The organism is Streptomyces sp. NBC_01450 (assembly GCF_036227505.1).
In the GTDB taxonomy this organism is placed as follows: Bacteria; Actinomycetota; Actinomycetes; order Streptomycetales; family Streptomycetaceae; genus Streptomyces.
Genome location: NZ_CP109481.1, coordinates 419,048 through 441,160 on the forward strand (window position 1 = coordinate 419,048; position 22,113 = coordinate 441,160).

The 22,113-nt window shown below is 68.5% G+C and carries 17 protein-coding genes and 2 pseudogenes; 11 read left to right on the forward strand and 8 right to left on the reverse strand.

The window, feature by feature from the left end:
* Window positions 1-11: 11 nt before the first annotated feature.
* Together OG568_RS50180 and OG568_RS50185 are read right to left on the reverse strand one after the other, a co-directional pair.
* Entirely contained in the window at window positions 12-1,028 is a 1,017-nt protein-coding gene (locus tag OG568_RS50180) for a tyrosine-type recombinase/integrase (protein WP_329536812.1), read from the reverse strand.
* 2 nt (window positions 1,029-1,030) lie between these two features.
* Window positions 1,031-1,162: pseudogene (locus OG568_RS50185) on the reverse strand (excisionase family DNA-binding protein); the annotation flags it as partial.
* 25 nt (window positions 1,163-1,187) lie between these two features.
* On the opposite strand from OG568_RS50185, the gene OG568_RS50190 reads away from it, so the two are divergent.
* Genes OG568_RS50190 through OG568_RS50200 form a run of 3 tightly spaced genes read left to right on the forward strand, consistent with a single transcriptional unit; the run spans window position 1,188 to window position 3,262 of the window.
* Window positions 1,188-2,336: a hypothetical protein gene (locus OG568_RS50190; protein ID WP_329536813.1), complete on the forward strand. Its 1,149-nt coding sequence runs from the start codon at window positions 1,188-1,190 to the stop codon at window positions 2,334-2,336.
* Window positions 2,242-2,814: an integrase gene (locus OG568_RS50195; RefSeq protein ID WP_329536814.1), complete on the forward strand. Its 573-nt coding sequence runs from the start codon at window positions 2,242-2,244 to the stop codon at window positions 2,812-2,814. Before OG568_RS50190 ends, OG568_RS50195 begins: the two co-directional genes overlap by 95 nt.
* Window positions 2,801-3,262: a hypothetical protein gene (locus tag OG568_RS50200; protein WP_329536815.1), complete on the forward strand. Its 462-nt coding sequence runs from the start codon at window positions 2,801-2,803 to the stop codon at window positions 3,260-3,262. Before OG568_RS50195 ends, OG568_RS50200 begins: the two co-directional genes overlap by 14 nt.
* Window positions 3,263-3,317: 55 nt before the next feature.
* On the opposite strand, the gene OG568_RS50205 is transcribed toward OG568_RS50200, so the two are convergent.
* The 4 genes from OG568_RS50205 to OG568_RS50220 all read right to left on the reverse strand — a co-directional run bounded on the left by OG568_RS50205 (window position 3,318) and on the right by OG568_RS50220 (window position 8,402).
* Entirely contained in the window at window positions 3,318-3,719 is a 402-nt protein-coding gene (locus tag OG568_RS50205) for a DUF5958 family protein (protein ID WP_329536817.1), read from the reverse strand.
* A 2-nt stretch (window positions 3,720-3,721) separates the two neighbouring features.
* Entirely contained in the window at window positions 3,722-4,378 is a 657-nt protein-coding gene (locus OG568_RS50210; RefSeq protein WP_329536818.1) for a DUF6000 family protein, read from the reverse strand.
* Between the two features lie 432 nt (window positions 4,379-4,810).
* On the reverse strand, window positions 4,811-8,038 hold the full coding sequence (locus OG568_RS50215; RefSeq protein ID WP_329536819.1) for a tetratricopeptide repeat protein: 3,228 nt from the start codon (window positions 8,036-8,038) through the stop codon (window positions 4,811-4,813).
* The gene (locus OG568_RS50220) at window positions 8,010-8,402 is read right to left on the reverse strand and encodes a hypothetical protein (RefSeq protein WP_329536820.1); all 393 of its coding nucleotides are present in this window, start codon (window positions 8,400-8,402) and stop codon (window positions 8,010-8,012) included. Before OG568_RS50220 ends, OG568_RS50215 begins: the two co-directional genes overlap by 29 nt.
* A 972-nt stretch (window positions 8,403-9,374) precedes the next feature.
* Here OG568_RS50220 and OG568_RS50230 point away from each other — a divergent pair.
* From OG568_RS50230 to OG568_RS61775, 8 genes and pseudogenes are all read left to right on the forward strand, one after another.
* Window positions 9,375-10,592: a tyrosine-type recombinase/integrase gene (locus tag OG568_RS50230; protein WP_329536821.1), complete on the forward strand. Its 1,218-nt coding sequence runs from the start codon at window positions 9,375-9,377 to the stop codon at window positions 10,590-10,592.
* A complete protein-coding gene (locus OG568_RS50235; protein ID WP_329536822.1) occupies window positions 10,589-12,988 on the forward strand; it encodes a site-specific integrase in 2,400 nt (799 codons plus the stop codon). Before OG568_RS50230 ends, OG568_RS50235 begins: the two co-directional genes overlap by 4 nt.
* A gap of 70 nt (window positions 12,989-13,058) precedes the next feature.
* Window positions 13,059-13,496 (forward strand): hypothetical protein, encoded by a 438-nt coding sequence (locus OG568_RS50240; protein WP_329536823.1) that lies wholly within the window; start codon window positions 13,059-13,061, stop codon window positions 13,494-13,496.
* Window positions 13,493-14,656: an epoxide hydrolase family protein gene (locus OG568_RS50245; protein ID WP_329536824.1), complete on the forward strand. Its 1,164-nt coding sequence runs from the start codon at window positions 13,493-13,495 to the stop codon at window positions 14,654-14,656. The genes OG568_RS50240 and OG568_RS50245 overlap by 4 nt, the downstream gene beginning before the upstream one ends.
* A gap of 172 nt (window positions 14,657-14,828) precedes the next feature.
* Window positions 14,829-15,305 (forward strand): annotated as a pseudogene (locus OG568_RS61770) (TnsA-like heteromeric transposase endonuclease subunit); the annotation flags it as partial.
* 114 nt (window positions 15,306-15,419) lie between these two features.
* Window positions 15,420-17,480, forward strand: coding sequence for an integrase (locus OG568_RS50250; protein WP_443077967.1), 2,061 nt, complete (start codon window positions 15,420-15,422; stop codon window positions 17,478-17,480).
* On the forward strand, window positions 17,477-18,487 hold the full coding sequence (locus tag OG568_RS50255; RefSeq protein WP_329536825.1) for an ATP-binding protein: 1,011 nt from the start codon (window positions 17,477-17,479) through the stop codon (window positions 18,485-18,487). Before OG568_RS50250 ends, OG568_RS50255 begins: the two co-directional genes overlap by 4 nt.
* Before the next feature lie 10 nt (window positions 18,488-18,497).
* Window positions 18,498-19,115 (forward strand): TniQ family protein, encoded by a 618-nt coding sequence (locus OG568_RS61775; protein WP_443077921.1) that lies wholly within the window; start codon window positions 18,498-18,500, stop codon window positions 19,113-19,115.
* A gap of 76 nt (window positions 19,116-19,191) precedes the next feature.
* Here OG568_RS61775 and OG568_RS50260 read toward each other — a convergent pair whose 3' ends face one another.
* Entirely contained in the window at window positions 19,192-20,484 is a 1,293-nt protein-coding gene (locus tag OG568_RS50260; RefSeq protein WP_329536827.1) for an MFS transporter, read from the reverse strand.
* A 454-nt stretch (window positions 20,485-20,938) separates the two neighbouring features.
* Window positions 20,939-22,081, reverse strand: coding sequence for an IS701 family transposase (locus OG568_RS50265; RefSeq protein WP_443077922.1), 1,143 nt, complete (start codon window positions 22,079-22,081; stop codon window positions 20,939-20,941).
* Window positions 22,082-22,113: the final 32 nt, after the last annotated feature.

The window sequence follows — 22,113 nt, forward strand, 5'->3', positions numbered from 1 at the left end:
TTCTTTGTTGTCTAGACCTGTAGGCGGGGCGCGCACCACATCCGCACCATAAGGACTCGACCAGGTGCCGGTGGGCTTCTCTTTGTGGTGCGCAGGGTCGTCGTCGTGGTGCTTCGCCCGCTCGGCACGAACCATGTCGTCGATCCCTGCGGCTGCGTCGCGCTGCCGCTCCTCGTCGGAGTCTCACCGACGAAAAGCAGGCCGTCCTGGCCCTTCTCGGCGAACCAGGCGAGGTGCTGCCTCACCTCCTTGCGCAGGAAAGCCGGAAGCACGACGGCACGGACGCCCGCGTCCGACTTGGTCTCACCGGGAGCACGCTTGCCGTTCGTCCGCTCCGGCTCGGCGACGCGGACACGGATCACCAGGTTGTCGGGGTCGACGTCACGACGGCGCAGGCCGGCCAGTTCCTCGGGCCGCATCGGACCGTACGCGCCGAGATGGACCATGAGGCGCCAGCGGATACCGATCGCATCGGCGAGGGCGTCGACCTGGGCGACGGTGGCGACCCGGCGTTCAGCGGCGGACTCCTTGCCCGCGCCCTTGATCCGGCACGGGTTGCGACTCACCAGATCATCATCTACGGCCGTCTCGAAGATGCCCTTGAGGAGACGGTATGCCTTGGCGACGGTGGTCTTGGCTCCGGTGGTGCGGAGCCGCTCAGACCGCCATTCACGGACGCGAGGAGCGGTGATCTCGTCCGAATCGAGCGCGCCGAAGGTCGGAAGGAGGTTCAGCCGGAGAAGGTGTTTGTACAGATCCTCGGCGCGAACGGCCAACTCCCGCTCGTCGACCCACTTCTCGGCGTAGACACGGAAGTTGACCGCCCCGGCGTCGGGAGCGCGCCAGTCCCCTCGGCTGGGATCTGCGTCAGCCTGGGAGAGCCAGATCTCCGCGTCCTTCTTGGTCTCGAAAGCCTCGTCCGCCCGGACACGTTCACCGTCGGGCGCCAGGTAGGGCGCCGTCCAACTCCCCGATCGGTACTGCCGCACCGCGCCGAAGCGGCGACGCCTGCCCTTCTTGTCGGCCAACAGGCGGCCCTCCGCAGGCCGACGCGACAGAGCCGGATCGGCTCCACGGTGCACGCTGCGATGAACTCCTCGACCGCGCTCTCGGGGATGCGGACATGCCGGCCGACCTTCACGTACCGGATGCGCCGCTCCTCGGTAGCGGCCGCCACTCGGATCGGAATGGACTACCTGGAGGAACGCCGCCCCCGCCTGGACTACTCCACCCTGGACAACCTGGCCCGGCACCTAACCAGAAACTTCTGGGCCGACATCGAACGTCACCACCCTGAAGTCGACACCCTCTATCTACCAGCCGACGTCGCGGCGGCCTGGAAGGAACGACTGCGCACCCGCATCCAGAGGCGGCGGCGCGCGGACGGCTCCATCGAGGAGACGGTCGTCGAACGCGCCGACCGAGTGATGATCTTCATCGCTGTGCGGGCCTTCTACCTGGACATCGCCCGCTGGGCGGGGGAGGAACCAGGCCGCTGGGGCCCATGGGTGGCGCCCTGCCCGATCAAGGTGGCCGAGACCGCCGATCGCAAACGGCTCACCCGGACCAAGGCACGCATGGACCAGCGCACCCGCGAACGTCTGCTGTTGCTGGAGACCTTCGCCCAGGCGGCTGCCGAGCACCACCGGATTGCCTCCGCCCACCTGGAGACCGCCCGCAGCGTCCCGCCCGGCGGCCATTTCACACTCGACGGCGCCCCGTACACCCGCGGCACAAACCCGGCTGGCGCCGCCGCACGCGATGCGCAGGGCCGCCTCGTGCACCTCGACCGCGCCGAGCACCGCGCCTTCTGGGCCTGGGCGACCGTCGAGTTCCTGCGCCACACCGGCGTCCGCGTGGAGGAGATGCTGGAGACCACGCACCACGCGATGATCCAGTACCGGCTGCCCACCACCGGCGAGATCGTCCCCCTGCTGCAGATCGCCCCGTCCAAGACCGACGTCGAGCGCGTCTTGCTGATCAGCCCCGAACTCGCCGATGTCCTGGCCACGATCATCCGCCGCGTCCGTGACTCCAAGACCGGCCTGATCCCCCTGGTCACCCGCTACGACTGCGAAGAGCGCCAGTGGAATGCGCCCGCGCCGGTGCTCTTCCAGTACGACCGCGGCGGCGAGCCCTCCACCCTCAACTCCCAGACCGTCCGCGAGATCCTCAAGGAGGCCGTCGCCTTCATGCGGCTGACCGACGCCGCTGACCTTCACCCCGCAGGACTTCCGCCGGATGTTCATCACCGACGCCATCCGCACCGGCCTGCCACCTCACATCGCCCAGGTCATTGCCGGACACGCCAACATCAACACCACGATGGGCTATAACGCGGTCTATCCCACCGAGACGATCGAGGCCCACCGGGCCTTCATCTCCCGCCGCCGCAGCCTGCGCCCCGCCGAGGAGTACCGCACCCCGACCGACGCCGAGTGGGAGGACTTCCTCGGCCACTTCGAACGCCGCAAACTCTCCGTCGGCACCTGCGCCCGCGCCTACGGCACCGCCTGTATCCACGAGCACGCCTGTGTCCGCTGTTCTCTGCTGCGCCCAGACCCGGCGCAGCGGAGCCGGCTGGTGGAGATCCGCGACAACCTCCTCGACCGCATCGCAGAAGCAGAGCTGGAAGGCTGGCTTGGTGAGATTGAAGGCCTGCGCATCAGCCTCGCCGGCGCCGAATCCAAAATCGACCAGATCGACTCCGCGCCCGGCGTAACGATCGACCTCGGCATGCCGCGCAAGGCGGCTCAACCCGCCCAGAGGGAGGGAGCAGGGTCACTGAGACAATCGCGGGATGATCAGCAATGAGATCCGGTTCGACTGCCAGCACCGTGGCGACGGCGGTCCGCTCGTGGTCGTCCCCCACATCGACGGAGCACCCCTCACCGAGCTGATCGATGAGTACGAGATCGCGGCCGGGATGCAGCCTGCAGGGGATGCCTACGGCGGTCTGATCCCGGAGTTCTTCCGGTTCGGCCCGATGCAGGACCACTTCTTCGGACTGTCCACTAGCGCGATGGGACCGAAGACCCCCGTCCTCGGCTGTGAATGCGGCGAGTGGGGATGCTGGCCACTCATGGCTCGCATCACCGCGACAGCGGATCTCGTAACCTGGGGCGCCTTCGAGCAACCCCACCGCAAAACCCGCGACTACGTGACATTCGGTCCGTTCCGCTTCGACCGCCACCAATACGATGACGCCTTGCAGGCCCTGAGCGCGGTGATCGGCTCCGCCGCCGACGACACGGGCGCATGAACACTGCCGGCAGTCGTCTTGCCGCAGATGGACTTCAGTGGCGGGGGACTCGTCCTCACCCATCGGCGACGGACAGGTTGTGCCACCAGTGACCGCATCCGCCAGAGCAGCAGCGTTCGCGGCGCCGTTCGTCTGCAACCGCGAGGACCGCGACCAGTAGCCGAAACGCCTTGCGTCGTTCGTCGACAGGGGTGAGGCCGGCGATCTTCCCCAGTTGCTGGTCGATCGGGCCGCAGGTGATCAAGACCGCAGGGGTGTGCGTAGGGCGCAGCCCAGCGCGTCGGATGCTCTCCGGTCCGTCTTCGGTGACGGCGCGCGCCTGCACGCAGTGGTGGCGCAGGAACAGGAGTATCTCGGCCTGCTCCTCCGGGCCGTGGGTGTCGAACCACTCGATGCCCTGTGACATCGGGCGCAGCCCTTGGGCGAGTTCGTTGAGGATGATGTCTCGCTCGGTCATGATCAGCTCCCGCAGGCGAGCGAGGCGAAGACCTCGGCGGTCTCGTCGACAAAGGCGCACAGTTGCTTTACGGCCTGCTGGCAGTCATGCGGGTCGAGGGCCGCCACGGCCCGGACTTCGAGCCATCGGTCCCAGGGACCGGCCGGGGCAAGGAACCGTGTCGTGTACTCGGAGCCGAGAATCTCATCGAGGTACAGAAGGCTCCCAAGGACGACTGCCTGGTCGTAGTCGAGGTCGGGACGCGACAAGTAGTGATCGAGGTATGCGCTGAGCAGTTCGGCATCTGCTGCAGTACCGAACTTCGCAAGGGCGACGCAGTATGCCGCGCCCGCATACGGCCCCTCGCTGGCAAGGAGGAGCTGGCCTATGAGCTCGCGGAACTCGGACCTGTGGGCCACAGCAACCAGCCAGGCGGCAGTCTTGCGCTCGCGCCATCCGCCCTCGAAGAGGACGCCGAGCTCCGCCGGAGTGATTTCGTACGCAGCCTGAGCCAGATCCCGCACAAACGCTGAGCGCTCGACCGGGCTCAACCGAAAAACGCTCCCTCCTAACCGAAGGTATCGCCGACCAGGCGTGACGAACCGCCGAACCAGACCCTGCAACTCGGGATCGCTCTGGACATCACGCATAGCCGCATCCTGGCTCGGGACAGCACGCATGTGCCACAGGTTTGCCGACTGCCCCAACGGACCGTAGTTACTGGTTCAGAGAAGTCACAAGACCGAAGGAGATGGCACCCGACCACACGGTGTGGGGCATGACAGACCTCCGCGACAGCCCCGAGCGCCACCAGCCTACGAACCGCCACGCCCACCGGCACGACGACACCCCACGGCCCATTCGGGTCACCGACGAAATGAGCTAGGGGCGGTGACGAAATGCACGGGGGCCCGCGTGCTGGGCGTGCTGTAGACCGGTCGGGCTGTTCGTGTCGGGTGGTCAGCGTTTGATGCGGCTGCGGACGGCGGGGGCGGCAACGCCGATGAGGACGGGTTCGGTGAAGCGGGATGCCATTTCGGTGTAGGTGCTGGCGGTGGTGAGGTCCTGGCCGGAGGAGCGGAAGATTAGGCTGTTGACGAGGACCGGCCGCGTTATCCCGCCTCCGTGATCCGGCGTAGATTCTCCGCCGCCGGGAGGCACTTGCCCCGCGCGGAGCGGCCGTACCAGAGCGCAGCTTCCTCCATCCGTCCCTGATCTTCGTACAGGGTGCCCAGGTTGTTCATGGCGAGGAAGCCCTGCGGGTGGCCGAGGCCGTCGAATATCTCGATCGCCTCCCGTAGTGCGGCCTCGGCCTCCTGGAAGCGGCCGGTCCCGCCGAGCGGGGTGGCGAGTTGCATGAGCGCCTGCGCTTCGCCATCGCGCTCGGCGAGTTCCCGGTAGCGGTGCAGCGCCGACTCGCAAGCCGTGAGGGCCTGTCCGTGCTTGCCCTGACTGGCCAGGCACCCGCCCAGATTGTTCGCGACCACCGCAACGAAGTGGTCGTGGCCCAGAGTCTCGAAGAGCAGCCCCGCCTCCTCGTAGTACGCCTCGGCCTGCGCCCACTCGCGCCGCATGTGCCGCAGCATGCCGAAGCTGAGCAGCGTACGGGCGCGGTACGCGGCAAGGTCCGGCTGCGTGCCGGGGCCCGGCAGCGCTGCCGAATCCGGTGGCTCAGCGGCTTCCGGTGCCGCGAACAGCGCCAGCGCCTCCGCGTGGATCGAGGGTCCGTCGAGAGCCGCACGGGCCTTCTTCAACGTCCCGGCGTAGTTGCTCACCGCGGCCTGCGCGTGGTCGTTCTCGGCTCCGGCGAGGAGCAGCGCGGCCCGGTGGGCGGCCCGTACCGACTCGCGCGGCCGTCCCGCGGTACTCAACTGCTCTGCCAACCCGAGTTGCACGATGGCCTCCCGCCGGGTATCCCCGGCCGCCGCGTGCGCGTCCGCAGACTCGCGGTAAGCGTTGAGGGCGTCCTTGGGCCGGCGCATCTCGCTGTACGCGACGGCGATTCGGGACAGCATCCGCCCGCGACCGCCCTGGTTGTCCAGCTCGGCGAACATCGTTTCGGCCTGCCGGTACAACTCCACCGCCCGGCGGTGCTTGTCCCTGGCGTCGAAGCACAGACCCAGCTCCCCCAAGGACTCCGCCTCCAGCGAGCGATCGCCGGTACGGTGGAAGGCCGCAACCGCCTTCTCCAGCACGTCGGCTGCGGCCTTGTGCTCGCCCGCCCGACTGAGCAGCTTGCCGAGCTGCACGGTCGCGATCGCCGCACCGTACACATCTCCAGCCTCTTCGAACACCGCGATGGCGCGTCGGCAGGTCCCGATCTCGTCGTCTTGGGCGTTCGCCTCGACGCGACCGTCCTGACGGTCCTCTTCCTCCTGACCGAATGACATGGCGGCCAGATTCACCAGTGCCCCTGCCTCATGCCGGACGTCCCCTTCGCTTCGGAAGACCGCGATCGCCCGGCGCAGCATCTCCCGGCCCTCGTTCTCCCGCCCCATCCGCGCCAGGCAGGACGCCCGGTTGACATCGACCTCCGCCACAGAGCTGCCGTCGGCCCGGCGGGCGAAGAGCGCTGCGGCTGCCGAGAACTGCTCGTACGCCTCGCCCAGTCGGCCTTCGTCCATCATGATCAGGCCGCTGGCATTGGCGGCGTTTGCCTCACCGACGAGATTGTCCACCGCCCGGTGCAGTCCGGCGGCGATCTCCAGCGTCGGCAATGCCTCGCCGTTGCGGCCAGCGGCGGTGAACGCCTGCCCCAGGTTGAGGGTCGCGTACGCTAGTTCCTCCTCACCAAGCGCCTTCGCGGCTCGCCACCCGGCCAGCGCCGTGAGAATCCACTCGTCGTGGTGCCGGTGCAGTTCGAAGAAGCCTGACAGACGCAGAGCGAGCGGCAGCACGAAATCCCACTGCTCGCTGCCAGCGGCCCAGACCGTCGAGGCCACCAGATTCGGCAGCTCGGCCTCCAGCCAGTCGATCGCCTGCGCACGGTCGGGGAAAAGCCTGTCCCTCGACTCCTGCCCGGCGATGTGCGCTTCGGCGTCCCGCACATTGATGGCGTAGAACCTGAGCAGCCGCCCGGCCGCGCGCCCGCGTCCGTCTCCCTCCCTGTCTTCCCAGCCGCGCTCGCTCGCGTAGAGCCGCAGCAGATCGTGCATCCGCCATCTGCCGTACGCCGCGCCGCGTTCCACCAAGTGCGCCCGGTGCAGGGCCTCCAGAGTGCGGCGGGCCACCGGCTCGCGGACGTCCAACAGTGCCGCCGCGGCCGGCACCGCGACGTCCGGACCCGGGTTGAGCGGCAACAGACGAAAGAGCAGGGCCTGGTGGGCGTCCAGCCGCCGGTAGGAGAGGTGGAAGGCTGCCCGTACCGCCGCCTCCTCCCGCTCCAGCTCGTCCAGCCGCTCCTCGCGCGCCTCCGTGAGATCGCGGGCCATCACCGCCAGCGGCTTGTCGGGCTGATCGGCGAGCAGCGCGGTGACGATTTGCAGGGCGAGCGGCAGCAATCCGCACAACCGGGCGATCTCTGCGGCCGACTCGGGCGCGTCCATGACGCGGGTGTCGGACGCGCCGTTCGCGGCGGTCAGACCGTCCCCCAACAGCGCGATGGCCTCCTCCGGCTGAAGTTCCATCAGCCGATGCGTCCGCGCGCCGGGGACGCCGAGGGCGTGCCGAGAGGTGATCAGTACGGAGGTGGCACCGTCGGACGGCAGGAGGAGCCGTACGTCCTCGGCGGCGGCCACGTTGTCGAGGACCACCAGCAGTCTGCGGCCAGCGTCGGCGTACGTGCGCAGGATCGTCGCGTACAGCCGGGCGCGTTCCTGCACGTCGGCGGGTACATGCTCGGCTGGTACGCCAAGTGCGCGCAGGAAGCTGGCCAGCGCCTGCTCGGGCGGCAGGCGGCGCTCGGGGTCGTAGCCGAAGAGATCCACGAATAGGACGCCGCCGGGGAACCAGCCCTCGCGGCGCAGCGCGCGGTCGGCGACCTGGAGGACGAGTTCGGTCTTGCCGACGCCGGGCATGCCGGTGACGACGCGGGCGACGCAGCCGTCCGACTGGTCCGGGTCCAACGCCTGTGCGAAGTCGTTGAGATACGCGTGTCGGCCGCTGAACAGCCGTGTGGGGGACGGGAGTCCGTCCAGGGCGGTGGTGATCCGCTCCGGGACCTGGAGGACGAAGTCACGGCCGACGTTGCCGACGGTGATGAGGTCGCCTGAGACCAGATTGTGGGAGGTGTCCTGGTAGAGGTCGCGGAAGGCGGGGGCGGGCGCAGGCCCAGGCGCGGCCTCCTCAGTACCAGGGGCCGCGCCTTCCGCCTCAGGGCTTGCGGCCGATGGTGATGTCACGGCCGGCCGAACCGATCACGATCGCGTCGCCCTTGATCGTGTTGCGGGAGATGGTCTGAGTCACCCGGGTCGCCCGCTCCTCCGGCAGCGCAGCCCGAGCCTGCGAGACCAGCGCCTCCAACTCACCCCGAGCTTCGGGGTGTTCGTCCAGGAAGTCCTGGAGCCGGGTCTCCCACTGCCCGGCCACCCGCGCGAGCACGGCCGCCTCGTCGGCTCCGTCCGACCCGTCTGCCTCGAAGGCCCGTACGACCTCGGCGGCGGTCTCGTCGAGCCGTGCCAGCGCACGCTGCTCGCGCTCTTCGCTGCCCCGCCCGAGGATCCGGGCCAGCGTGTCCCTGGTACTTTGCCACGCCTGTCCGGCCATCGACTCTGTGAAGGTCGTGGCCCCCACAAGTGCTAACGCAGCAACCCACTCCAGCATGTAGTCCTCCCCCAGCGCCCCCGCGGACCGCCTGTCCCTTCCCTCAGCGTATGGGACGGCACCGGCCGGTGGGGCGAGTTCGGCAACCCGCCCCACCGGCCGGTCTGTCAGGGTCCAGCGGCTTGCCGCCCTGAAGCCGCAGATCCTTCACCGTCGTGGTCAACTCGCCCACTGGCAGGAACGGGACGATGAAGGCCTGGGTGCACCGCACTGACACAACTCACACCGGGAAGCCGCCTGCTTCCCACCGGGAAACGATCACGCTCGCCCCGGCAACATCGCAGGTCAGAGAATTCCGTCGGTGGCCCCATTCCTGCCCGCCCTGTGGTGGGGGCCCGCCACGGACCAGATGACCTCTCGCAGTGAAGGTTGAGCGTTGTCATCGAAGGTTGGTGACCGCTAGGTTTCTCACCGAAGGTTGAGTGATCGTTTAGGGCTGGCTGTCTGGGGAGATGGTGGGGTAGGGCTGGCTGTCTGGGGAGATGGTGGGGGAAGCGTTACACGCGTACGGCGATCCCGTGCTCAGTGCCTTCGACCTGGACTTCTTCGACGGCGCTGTGCGTCGTCGTACCGCGTTAGGCGCCGGGTGGAGCGTCCGGTTCGAGGACGTACCGCCTGTGCGCGGGTTCCGCTGGAACAAGGGTGATCGCAGTTTCCCCGGCTGGTACTACGCGGTGACAACCGGCGGCCATGTGGGTTACGAGTCGTGGCTGGAGCGTCCTGTTGACCGAACTAACCGAGGTCACGGCCCTCTGCTCACCGTGCCGTGAAGTAGCAGACGGTAGCCACTCTCTCGGGCACCCGTCTGTAGAGCGTCCCCGATCAAGTTCCGGCTTGTGCTGAGATCCCGGGTCGTCAGCGTTCGCGACGTACCTGGAGGCAGAGGTGGACGGGCCGGTCCGGAATGTTGAAACGTTGGTCGTACCGCGGGTTGGCAAGGTCAAGCAGATCCTGGGCGACCCGATCCCGTACCGGCTGTTCGACGCCTGCGGGGGTGAAGTACTGGCGGTGACCGAGTTCCTGCGAGATCTCACGGCGTCCGACTGTTCGCCGGCGACCCTGCGGTCGTACGCCTACGAACTCCTCGGCTGGTTCCGGTTCTTGCAGGCCCTGGCGGTTTCGTGGGATCGGGCATCGCGAGCCGAGGCACGCGATTACGCGCTCTGGCTGGCCCGCGTGTCCAAGACGCCCCGGCCCCGGCGCCAGGACAGTCCCCCGCCCGGGGCGGTCAACCCGGTCACCGGCAAGAGGCATCCCGCGGAGTCCTACGCGGTGGCGACCCGTCGGCATGCCCGCGCGGTGATCCACGGCTTCTACGAGTACCACCGCGCGGAACACGGACACCCGCTGGTCAACCCGTTCCCGGCTGGCCGTGGTGCCTCGGACGCGTATGTCAACGCGCATCACAACCCGTTGCAGCCCTGGCGGCGGCCCGGGCGGCCGGCGCCCTACCAGCCCAAGGCACCCAAGCGGGTTCCCCGCGCGATCCCGGATGAGTGCTTCAACCAGCTGTTCGCCGCGCTGTCATGCCACCGCGACCGGGCCCTGCTGGCCTTCTGGATCTCCACCGGTGCCCGGGCCGAGGAGCTCCTTGGCACGGTCCGCAGCAGAGTCGACCCGGCTGACCAACTCATTGGCGTGATCCGCAAAGGAAGCCGGGCTCTTCAGATGCTGCCCGCCTCCGCCGATGCGTTCGTCTGGCTGCGGCTCTACCAGCACAGCCTCCCGGGCGAGGTTCCCGAAGGGCCGGACGGTCCGCTGTGGTGGACGCAACGGCGCCCGCGCCGTCCCTTGTCCTATGACGCCGCCCGGATGATGTTCACTCGGGCCCAGCAGGCCCTCGGCTCCAACTGGTCCCTTCACGACCTTCGCCACAGCGCGGCATATCGCATGGTCAACGACCCGCACATGACCTTGGTCGATGTCCAATGGGTCCTCGGACACGCTCATTTGTCCACTACGGAGCTATATCTGACGCCCAACCCCGACCACGTGGTCGAACGTCTCCTCGCTCACCACGCACGGCAGAGCGAAGCAGCAGCGGCCCCTCCACGGCCGGCACCGGGATACCGCCCCGAAGTGCTGCAGGCCCTCTTCGGCACCCTGCCGTCGAGTGAGGAGACCACCTCGTGACTACGAACGTCGCGCCTACGGTCCTTCCCTCAGCCCGGAACGACGCGGCCGCCCGCTTCCCGCAGGAGTACCCTCCCCGGCCTCAGTCACAGACCTGGGCAGAGACCGAGCAGTCCCGTGTCGAGCTCCTCGAACGCCTGACGAAGCCACCGCTCCGGCCGGACAGCGCCGACATCCGGCGGGCCATGCGCCGCGGGCTCACCGCGCTGCTGCACTGGCTTGGTGAAGACCCCGGACAGACCTGGCAGGACCGCTGGCTGGCCAGTGGCGCCGAGACGGCAGGGGCGGCCTGGACAGATCTCGTCGTGCAAAGCGTCCCGGCTCTCGCCGACCGTCCGCCCACGCACGTCCGCGCCGATCTGCTCGCGGCGATGCGGCTGATGCTCACCGGTAAGGTCCTGCGTCCCGGCTATCGGTGGCTGCTGCGTTACCGGCCCAGCGTGCTCCTCGAAGAAGCCCGCAGCCGGCTCGACTCCACCGGCTTCGCCCGGCTGCTCGCCCACTGCGAAGCGACCGGCCGCCACAACCCCCTCGACCGCAAGGAGGCCCTCAACCGGATCACCTGGATCTTGCTGAACAAGGGCGGGCGGATCAGCGACATCACCGTCGGCGACTGCGTCGAGCTCAACACCGCGTTGCGCGAATACCAGTGCAGCGGATCCAACAACCGGCCGCTCTTCTATGCCCTGCTGGCCGAGACCGGGGTCCTGCCCGCCAGCTCGCCGCCCCGTCTCCGAGCCGCCCAGATGCCCGGGCAGCGCACTCCCGCCGAACTCGTCGACAAGTACGCACTGCAGAACCCATCGATGCGGGAGCTGTTCGTGTCGTACTTGTCCGAACGGGCCGCCGAGCTCGACTACGCCTCCCTCGTGCACATGGCTCACGCCCTCTGCGGCCTGTTCTGGCGGGACCTGGAACAGCACCACCCCGGAATCGACTCCCTGCACCTGGAGACTTCGGTCACCACAGCCTGGAAGGAACGCCTCAAGCACGTCCGCGACCAGGACGGACGACCCACCGGTGACCGGGTCACGGCCCGCAGCCAGCTGCTGATCATCCGGGCGTTCTATCTCGACATCGCCCGCTGGGCCGCCGAAGAGCCGTCCCGATGGGCGACCTGGGCTGCGCCATGCCCCATCAAGGCCAGCGAATGCTCCTTGCACAAGGAGCGCAAGCACCGCAAGGCCGCCATGGACCAACGCACCCGTGCCCGCCTCCCCGTGCTTCCGGCACTGATCCGTACAGCCGAACGCGAACGCAAGGAGACCCGCGCCCGTCTGGATGCCGCGCTCGCCGCCTCCCTCGGGGAGGTGTTTGCCGCCCACGGCGACAAGTTCCTCCGCCGACGGGCCGCAGCGGGAAGGATCTACGTCACCGACCTTGCGACCCACCAGCGCCGCGACCTGACCTTCGAAGAGGAACGCGCCTTCTGGGGCTGGGCCACCATCGAAGTGCTCCGCCATACCGGCGTCCGCATCGAGGAACTCACCGAGCTGTCCCACCACAGCTTCATCGCCTACAAGCTGCCCAGCACCGGCGAGGTCGTCCCGATGCTGCAGATCGTCCCGTCCAAGACCGACGCCGAGCGGCTGCTGCTGGTCTCACCCGAACTCGGCGAAGTCCTCGCCGAGATCATCCACCGTGTCCGCGGCGGCCGAGCCACTCTGCCCCTGGTGGCCGCCTACGATCCCTACGACCGTAGCTGGAGTCCGCCGATGCCCTTCCTGTTCCAGCGGCCTCGCGGCCCCGAACACCGGGCACTCTCCTACAACACCATCCGCCGGTTCCTCAGCCACACCCTCGCCGTCTCCGGCCTGACAGACGCCACGAACCGCCCGCTGCAGTTCACCCCGCACGACTTCCGCAGGCTATTCGCGACAGACGCCCTGCGCTCGGGACTCCCGCCCCACATCGCCGCCAAAATCCTCGGCCATCTCGATCTCGGAACCACGATGGGATACGCCGCCATCTATTCAGAGGACGTCGTCACCCACCACCGGGCCTTCATCGCCCGCCGTCGCACTCTCCGCCCTGGCGAGGAATACCGCGACCTCACCGCGGAAGAGTGGGACCAGTTCCTTCACCACTTCGAGCTCCGCAAGGTCGCACTCGGCGTCTGCACCAGGGACTTCGGCACCCCATGCGTCCATGAGCACAGCTGCGTCCGATGCCCGCTGCTCCGCCCCGACCCCGCCCAGGAGCCCCGGCTCCTGGAGATCCGCGACAACCTGCGGGCCCGGATCACCGAGGCCCGCCGCGAGGGCTGGCTCGGCGAGATCGCCGGCCTGGAAGCCACCCTTGAGGCCGCCGAGCAGAAACTCCAGACCATGCACAAGCTCAGCACACGGGCCGAACCCACCCACCTCGGCATGCCCGGCTTGCCCCCAAGCAGCTGACCCCAGGACACCACCCCCAACAGCGTCAGGGCACCTTGTCGTCAAGGTGCCCTGACGAAATACTCGGGCCGTGCCTACCCCCAACGAACTTGAACACCAGTTCACGCTGGTGACCGCAGTCGCGCGCTATGACGCACTACGGGCTCGCGAGGCTCTGGCGCCGTCGGCCGATGAGGACGATTCAGCGCTCGAGCCGCCCGCTCCCGGCGCGGAACCTCTTACGCGGGGCGAGGCGCTGGAGCTTCTCGCACTGGGCGAGGTGATCGCACGCAAGGCGAGCTATGGACGTCAGCTCTCGGTGCGCTCCGCCCGCACGGCCGGCGCCTCGTGGTCGCAGATCGGTGCGGCCCTGGGCACCAGCAAGCAGGCGGCCTGGGAAGCCCACAACCGCTGGATCGACGAACAGGCCAAGCAGCCCCAGCACCCCGGCCACTGGGGCTGGGACGAGAGCGACCTGGCCGCCGCACGCGCACTCGCAGGCGAGCCCGAAGACGAGGACACCGAATGAACGAGCACACAGCGACCGTCGTCCGCCCCTTCACCCTCGACATCCTCCAGACAGATCTCGACGACCTGGCCGTCCGCCTCGCCGCCACCCGGTGGCCCAAGGAGTTAGGCGATGCCAGCTGGTCCCAAGGCGTGCCGATGGCCTACCTCAAAGAGCTGACCACCTACTGGCACACCACCTACGACTGGCGGGAACACGAAGCACATCTCAACCGGCTGCCCCAGTTCACCACCACCATCGACAACGCCAACATCCACTTCCTACACATCCGCTCTGCCCAGCCCGACGCCCTGCCCATCCTGATTACCCACGGCTGGCCCGGATCCATCATCGAATTCCTCGACGTCATCGGCCCGATGACCGACCCCGGCTCCCACGGCGGCGACCCGGCCGACGCCTTCCACCTGGTGATCCCCTCCATCCCGGGATACGGACTGTCCGGGCCGACCCCCGACCCCGGCTGGGACATCCACCGCGTCGCCAAGGCATGGGCCGAGCTGATGCGACGCCTGGGATACCCCCGCTACGGCGCCCAAGGCGGCGACTGGGGACACGCGATCACCCGGGAACTGGCCGCCATCGACACCGACCATGTCATCGCGATCCACCTCAACACCCTGCTGACGCCACCCCCCACTGACTCGGCCGAGGCAGCCGAACTCACCGACGACGACCACGCCCGGCTCGACCGGCTGACCAGCGCCGAACCCGAGATGTCGGGCTACGCAAAGATCCAAGGCACCCGCCCCCAGACGCTGGCCTACGCCCTCACCGACTCGCCGGTCGGACAACTCGCCTGGATCGTGGAGAAGTTCAAGGAGTGGACGGACAGCACCGAGGCACCCGAGGAAGCGGTCTCCCGCGACCGGCTCCTGACCAACGTGATGCTCTACTGGCTCACCGCGACCGCAGGATCATCCGCCCGCCACTACTGGGAGGCATTCCACCCCTCCCGCCCACCACGCACCGATCCACTGGCCACACCCACCGGCGTGGCCGTCTTCGCCGCCGACCTGGCCCGTCCCGTCCGACGACTCGCCGAACGGGACCACAACATCGTCCACTGGTCGGAGTTCGACCGCGGCGGCCACTTCGCCGCGATGGAAGAACCCGACCTGTTCGTCGACGACCTCCGGACGTTCTTCCGCCAGTTCCGCTGAACTGCCTCCGGGACCGACCTGGCCCCCGCCCCTTCGCAACGGCGCCCATCCACAGCACCCCGCCGGGACGACACGCCCAAAATCACGGTGCCACAAGATTCTTCCCAATCACATTCCGTGAGCATGCAGGCCGCACAGGGCGCCGCCAAGATCAGTTCGGTTAAGGGACCGGCTGATCCTGCTGGATTTCGCCCCGGACGTGGTGGGGATCGCCTCCCAGCCGTTCTGGCTGCACTGGCGCGATGGCGAAGAGAAGCGGCGGCACGCACCTGACTACTTCGTACGGCTGGCCGACGGCCGTGCCCGGGTGGTCGACGTCCGCGCCGAGGAGCAGGTCGACGAGCGAACCGCGGAGGCGTTCGCCTCGACCCAGCGAGTCTGTTCGGCGGTCGGCTGGGAGTTTGTGCACGTCGGTACCGCCGATCCGGTGTTCATGGCGAACCTGCGGTGGCTGGCCCGCTACCGGCACTGGCGGTGCGGCCGTGAGGCTGACGTCGCCGAGCGCCTGGTGGATGTCTTCCGGCAGCCACGTCGGCTGCGGGCGGGAGCCGAGGAGGCCGGGGACGTGCTGCGGGTCCTGCCGGTGCTGTTCCATCTCCTCTGGACGGGGGCACTTCGCGCTGACCTTGGCGGGGCCCTGTTGGGCAGTGGCACCGTGGTGCACACGTCCGATGGGACCACCGACGGGCTTGAGCAAGAGAGCCGGACGGTCCGCGGTCTACTGCCCCGACCGAGGCCGCGCACACGCAGCGAGGGGAACCATATGCGCAGGCTGTGGAGGCCGGACGCGATCGGAGTGGGCGAACGCGTGCGGTTCGCCGGGCAGGTGCGGGCGGTGCTCGCGGTGTCCGCCCAGGCGGTGCTGCTGACCGACGAGGGCGGCTCACCGCGGGAAGTTCCACTGGCGGTGCTGCTGGGGGATGAGAACTTCGAGGTGATCAACAGTCCGGAACGGATGCCGCTGCCGCCGGTGTCGCTGCTGGAGGCGCTTCCGGAACACGCGCGGGAGAAGGCCCTGTGGTGGGCAGGGCACATCCTGGAAGTCCTCCACGGTGTCGATCCGACCGCGGGGGAGGATGCCCGGCCGCGGTCCGAATACGATCCGGCCCGCCATTCGTTGACCGCGCGCGAGCGGACCAAGGCGACCGAGCTGACTGCCGCCGGCTACCGGGTCAGCGTGAGCACGGTCGGCAACTTCCGCCGCCGCTACCAGGCGGAGGGGCTGCTGGGGCTGGCCGACCGCCGCCCGGTGCGCAAGAGGCCGCGGTTCGGGACGGTGGACGGCGCGGTGGTCGAGGCCATGCGGCAGGCGATCAAGGAGGGCGAGGACGACTCCACCCGGACCGGGACCTACATCATCTGGCGGACCGGCGAAATCATGAAGGAGGCGGGCGAGACGGTCGAGCTGCCGTCGCAGGCGACGCTCTACCGGCTGCTGGCGAAGCTGTCGCAGGGCAATCCCGTCTCGGCAACGGCTCGCAACCGCCGCTCGCGAGCCCACGGGGCGAAGGCACCGTTCGGCCAGTGGACGGTGTTCGCGCCGGGCGAGGTGGTGCAGATCGACTCCACCCCGCTGGACGTGCTCGTCCGCCTGGACGACGGGGTGGTTGGCAAGGTCGAACTCACCGGCATGATCGATGTCGCGACCAGGACGGTGACCGCGGCAGTGCTGCGGCCTACCACGAAAGCGGTTGACGCGAGCGTTCTGCTGGCCCGCACGGTCACCCCCGAACTGATGCGCCCGGGCTGGGTGGACGCCCTGCGGATGTCGCGGTCGGTGCTGCCGCATCGCCGCCTGCTGGACATCGACGAACGCCTGGAGCACGCGGCCGCGAAGCCGGTGATCGTGCCGGAGATGATCGTCTGCGATCACGGCAAGGCGTTCGTCTCCCGCAACTTCCGCGCCTCCTGCCGCTTCTTGGAGATCGACTTCCAGCCCACGCACAAGGCGTCCCCGTTCCAGAAGGGGCACGTGGAGAAGATGCTGGACTCCGTCGGCACGCTCTTCGCGCAGTTCGTCTCCGGATACACCGGCCGCAGCACCGACCACCGCGGTCGCAACCTGGACAAGCAGCCGCTGTGGTCCCTGCCGGAGTTGCAGGAACTTCTCGACGAATGGCTCGTCGCCCGGTGGCAAAATCGCGAACACGACGGGCTCCGCGACCCGTTGCAGCCGGCCCGGTCCTTTACCCCGAACGAGAAGTACGCCGCCCTGGTCGAGGCATGCGGCTACGTCCCGGTCGCGCTCGGCGCCGAGGACTACATCGAGCTGCTGCCGTCCGTCTGGCGGGCGGTGAACCACTACGGCATCAGGATCAAGCGCCGCACCTACGACGGTCCGGGCCTGATCCGGCGCCAGCACTCCGGCGTCACGGAGAAGAAGGGCTTGTGGGCGGTCCACCACGACCCCTACGACATCTCCCGGATCTGGGTACGCAACCATCATGGCGACGGCGAATGCCTCGAAGCCACCTGGAAGCACCTGCGTCACACACCGGTCCCGTTCGGTGAGCTGGCCTGGGACCACGCCGCCCGGGGGCTGCCCGAGGGCACCGAGGCGGAGATCGCGGAGGCTGCCGCCGTCCTGCTGACCCGCGCCCACGCCGGGCCGCAGGACGGGGAGGCCAAGCCGAAGAAGCCCACCCGCCGGGACAAGCGGGTGACCGCCCGCACCAAGGCCGCCCCGCCCGTCCCGACACCACCGTCGCCCCCTCGCCCGGCACCGGACGACGAACCACCGCAGCCGGAGGAGGAAGAACCGCTGGCCAAGGTGATCCCGCTGGGCCTGTTCGATCCGCTCGCCGACCCCTGGAAGACCCGATGACTCAACCGCATGACCTGCTCAGCCCGTCCGCCGACGGCCCGCAGGAGCCAGACCGCCATCTGACGACCCTGCCCGGCTGGCGGGCCTTCATCGCGGACGAGCCCGTCATACCCGAGCTGCTGAGCGACGCCGAACGCGACGCGCTCACTCCCGCCGCGCGGGCCCGCTACGACGAGGGCCGGATCGACCACCACACCAGGTTGCTGGTGGTGGCGACCTCGACCGTCCAGCACACCGTCACCTGCGGGAGACGGCTGGTGCTGTTGAACCGGCATGCGGTCAGCGCCCGCCGCGGACTGATCGTCTCCGGCCCGGCCGGCACCGGCAAGACCACCGCGATCACCCAACTCGGCCGGTCGCATGAACTCCTCGACCGGGCCCGCCATCCCGGGGTGAGCGACCGCATCCCGGTCGTCTACATCACCGTCCCGCCAGCCGCGACCGCCCGGATGGTGGCGGTGGAGTTCGCCCGGTTCCTGGGCCTGCCGGTTCGCCCGCGTTCCAATATCACCGACGTCCTGGAATCGGTCTGCGGCGTGTTGACGGACGCCCGGGCGGGCCTGGTCCTGGTCGACGAGCTGCACAACATCTCGCTGGCGACCAGGTCCGGAGCCGAGGTCGCCGACACGCTGAAGTACTTCTCCGAGCGCATCCCCGCGACGTTCGTCTATGCGGGGATCAACGTCGAACGCGAGGGCTTGTTCGACGGCACCCGCGGGCAGCAGATCGCCGGACGCTTCACCCTGATCCCCACCGCCCCACTGCCCTACAACACCGAGTGGCAGGGCCTGGTCGCCACCCTGGAGGACTCCCTCCGCCTTCACGACCACAAGCCCGGCAGCCTCACCGACCTGGACCGATACCTCCATGACCGCACCGGTGGCATGATCGGCTCGCTCTCCCACCTGATCCGCGGCGCCGCCCTGGACGCAATCCTCACGGGCAGCGAGAAGATCACCAGGCAGAGTCTGAAGGCGATCCCGCTCGACCACAGCTCCGATTCCTGACCGGCTCACGATGATCGACCAGCGTCTTCCCTCTCGCCTGCCCATCGACGTCCGCCCCCACCACGGCGAGAGCATCGACTCATACGTCGACCGCCTCGCCCTCGCAAACCACCTCAAGCCCGCCGACCTGCGCACTCACCTGAGGCCACCTCCACGTCACACAGGCCGACTCAGCCTGGAGCGACTGGCAGCAGCCTCTGGTCGCGACGCCTCTTTGCTCCGACGGATTCTCGGCCGAGGCCGCTGCATCGGATGCGACGGACATCTGATCGTCTCCCAGATCACAGCCCAGGTGACCGGGCGTTCGGCTCGCTGGTGTTCCCAACGCTGCCGAGAGGCAGCCCGCCTGCGACGCGATCCCAGGCGGGCACCCGAACTCTGGCCGCCCAGAACGTCCAACTGCCAGCAATGCGGTGAACACCTCGGCTCGCACAACGACCTTCGATGGTGCTCAAGCATCTGCCGGAACGCCTTCTTCAGAGGCTTCCGCCGACAAGACTGCGGGATCTGCGGTGCTCCACTACCTGTGGCTTCCAACGGACGTCCACCAAAATGGTGCTCGACCCACTGCCGCCGGGCGGCCTACGAACAACGCCGGGTCGAGCAACGGCAGAGAACTCAACTTTGACAGCCGGCCTCCCCACTCAAGACCTGGGTGAGAATGCTCAACCTTCACTGAGCTGCCGCCCTTCCACCGCTGGCGTCTAATCACCGTTCCGGTTTATTTCGATCTTCCGAAGCGACGGAACCAGCAACGGCACCAGCATCGCCACCGCGGCCACCCCGCCGCCGGTGACGGCGACCGCCGCTGTTCCGAAGAACGCGACGAGGAAGGGAGTGGACAGCTGGCCGATAGGGATGGGCACGGAGGACCAGAACTCGTCGTGGGCACCGACCCGGGAGAGCAGCCGTTCCGGGATGTGGGTGTTGTTGACGGTCTCCCACACGACGGTGAAGAACTCGGCGACCACTCCCGCCACGAAGGCCGCGGCAGCCAACCAAAGGGTGCTCGCGCCGACGCCGAGTAGGATCAGCGGCAGCGCGCCCAGCGACATCGAGGCCAGTGCCGGCCCCATCGGCCGTCGCACCGTCAGCTTCACCATCACCGCGCTGGCCAGCAGCGCCCCGACACCGCGGGCGCTCAGCACCAGTCCCCAGCCCGCAGCACCGATCGTGTCGTTGGCAATCACCGGGCCCAGGATCTGCCAGACGCCCCTGTTGAGGGCGTTGAAGACAGCGAAGGCCAACGTCACCGCCCAGATCCACGACTGTGAGCTGAAGTAGCTCCAGCCCTCCCGCAGTTCGCCGAGCATCGTCGGGCCGCCCTTGGTGCGCGGCAGCAGGTCCGGCAACGACATCCGGGCGAAGCATGCCGCCGCCAGAAGGAAAGAGACCGCGTCCGCAGCAATCGCCCAGCCTCCGCCCACGGAAGCGGTCAACAGGCCAGCTACCGTCGGACCGAGGATCTGCGTGGCGTTCCTGACGGACGCCAGCAGGGAGCTGGCCCGCTGGATGCCGCGTCCCACCGCCAGATTCGCGACGATGCCGCGCAGCGCGGGCCTGGTCAGTCCCTGGAAGACGCCGTTGAGGCCCGACAGCGGCAGCAGGAACGCCGGGTTCTGGTGAGTTAGGAGGAGAAGCGCGACGCCGGCCTGGGTGAGGCCGGCGCCCAGGCTGGTGAGACGGAGGACAGTGTCGCGCCGGTAACGGTCGGCGATACCGCCGCCGAGCAGGAGCGTCGCGAGCATGGGAACCAGGGCCGCCGTGGTGACCGCGGACAGCCAGGCCGCGCTGTCGGTGACCTCCAGGACGCCAAAGGCCAGAGCCACAGGCGACATGGCACTGCCAAGCAGAGAGATCGACTGGCCGCCCAGAAACCACCGGAAGGCGGGTGAGCGGAGCGGCTGCCCGGGCGCGGGGTCAGTACGAGATACCGGTAGTGCGTCCCTTCCAGGCGGTTCACGATCTCGGCTCTCTGACGCGTCTGTTGCAGGCACAAGCGGCCACCGTGCCAGCGCACGCCGGAAGCCTCAAGTGGTTTTCGCAGAGCGGCCATGCCGCTCCGAGACGCGACCACGACTCAAACTTCGATGAGAATCGCTCAACCTTCGCTGCAACAGATCACCAGACCGCCCAACCGTCACGCTGAAAGGGCCGAGCTGGTGGTGGTCGACGTCGCCCGCGACGCCTCCGGCCGGTGGCTCCACCCCGCACGCCTGCACCACGCCCGCCCCGACGTTCCCAGCCTGACGTCACCGCGCTAGTACTGCAATCACAGTTATGGGGTGTGGCCTCGGCGTTTGTAGTGGCTGAGGCGGGCTCTGGCCTGGCTGAGGCGTCGCCACCATGACCAGCGCAGATGGTGCTGCGGGGTGAGGCATCGGGGCTGGAGGACCAGGCCGATGAGGCGGCGGATCTCCGCGACAGACAGGGGTATGAGGTCGGTTTGCCCTAATCTGCAGCCCCTTTTTCCAACTCCTGGGCGCGGATCGCGGTCAGTGCGGCGAGTGCGGCCATGGCCAGGGTGATGTGCCGGTACCAGGCGTCGTAGCGGCGGACCTGGTAGTGGTCCAGGCCGCACTCGTTCTTCGCGACCTGGAACGATTCCTCGATGGCCCACCTGGCCGCGGCGACCTTGACCAGGTCCTTCAGGCGGGTGGCGACGGGGCCGTAGCAGACGTAGTGGGCGATGTCGGTGGGGTCCTTGACCGACCGGCGGGCCAGGACCCAGTGCCCGACACCGTCCTCCCACACGGGGCGGATCGCCACCCGAGCCCAGTCGTAAACCCGTTCGCCGTGGGAGCCCTTGCCACCGGACAGGCGCTTCCAGGCCTGCCGTGGCAGCGCGGCGACCAGTTCGTCCACCCGGACCTCGCGCCACCCGGTCGTGATCACGGTGTCGTTGACCCTGGTGGCCAGCACATAGCCGACGCCACGTTGCTCCAGCCAGACCCGGAGGTGCTTGACCTGCCCGTACGCCTCGTCCGCGGTCACCCACGCGAACGGCACCCCGGCGTCGATCGCACGCTGCAGCATCCAGCGGAAGTGCTCGTTCTTCGTCGCGAATGGCACCTCGTCGGGAACGCCGGCCGCCCGGCAGCGCTCGCGGTCGTCCGTCCACGAAGCCGGCAGATACAACTCCCGGTCGATCAGCGCGCGGCCCTTCGAGGAGGCGTAGGCCAAGAACGTGCCGATCTGGGAGTTCTCCGTCCGGCCCGCCGTCCCTGTGTACTGGCGTTGGACCCCGGCCGACCGCGAACCCTTCTTCAGGAAGCCCGTGTCGTCGCCGATCAGGATCCCGTCCTTGGCGCCGATGGTCTCCACGACGAAGTCCCGCACGTCGTCGCGAACACCGTCCGCGTCCCAGTCCGCCTCGCCGAGCAGGCGCTGCATCCCAATCGGGTGCCCCTCGCCCGCGCGCTCGGCGAGCGTCCACCCGTTCTTCCTCTCCAGCGGAGCAATCAGCCCGGCCATATAGGTCAGGGCACGCGCACGCGGCTCCGACCTGGAGAAACGCACAGCGAACCGCGCGTGCAGCCCGGACAACATCTCCTGCCAGGCCTCAACCTGTCCCACCCCAAGATCCAACGACACCGCAGCACACAACCACACAGCACGGCAGTAGT

Excerpts from the sequence above, each read along its gene's own strand:
- OG568_RS50200 (WP_329536815.1), top strand. The coding sequence starts at position 2,801 with ATGATCAGCAATGAGATCCGGTTCGACTGCCAGCACCGTGGCGACGGC.
- OG568_RS50205 (WP_329536817.1), bottom strand. The coding sequence starts at position 3,719 with ATGACCGAGCGAGACATCATCCTCAACGAACTCGCCCAAGGGCTGCGC.
- OG568_RS50210 (WP_329536818.1), bottom strand. The coding sequence starts at position 4,378 with ATGCGTGCTGTCCCGAGCCAGGATGCGGCTATGCGTGATGTCCAGAGC.
- OG568_RS50245 (WP_329536824.1), top strand. The coding sequence starts at position 13,493 with ATGAACGAGCACACAGCGACCGTCGTCCGCCCCTTCACCCTCGACATC.
- OG568_RS50250 (WP_443077967.1), top strand. The coding sequence starts at position 15,420 with ATGCGCAGGCTGTGGAGGCCGGACGCGATCGGAGTGGGCGAACGCGTG.
- OG568_RS50220 (WP_329536820.1), bottom strand. The coding sequence starts at position 8,402 with ATGGCCGGACAGGCGTGGCAAAGTACCAGGGACACGCTGGCCCGGATC.
- OG568_RS50255 (WP_329536825.1), top strand. The coding sequence starts at position 17,477 with ATGACTCAACCGCATGACCTGCTCAGCCCGTCCGCCGACGGCCCGCAG.
- OG568_RS50190 (WP_329536813.1), top strand. The coding sequence starts at position 1,188 with ATGGACTACCTGGAGGAACGCCGCCCCCGCCTGGACTACTCCACCCTG.
- OG568_RS50195 (WP_329536814.1), top strand. The coding sequence starts at position 2,242 with ATGTTCATCACCGACGCCATCCGCACCGGCCTGCCACCTCACATCGCC.
- OG568_RS61775 (WP_443077921.1), top strand. The coding sequence starts at position 18,498 with ATGATCGACCAGCGTCTTCCCTCTCGCCTGCCCATCGACGTCCGCCCC.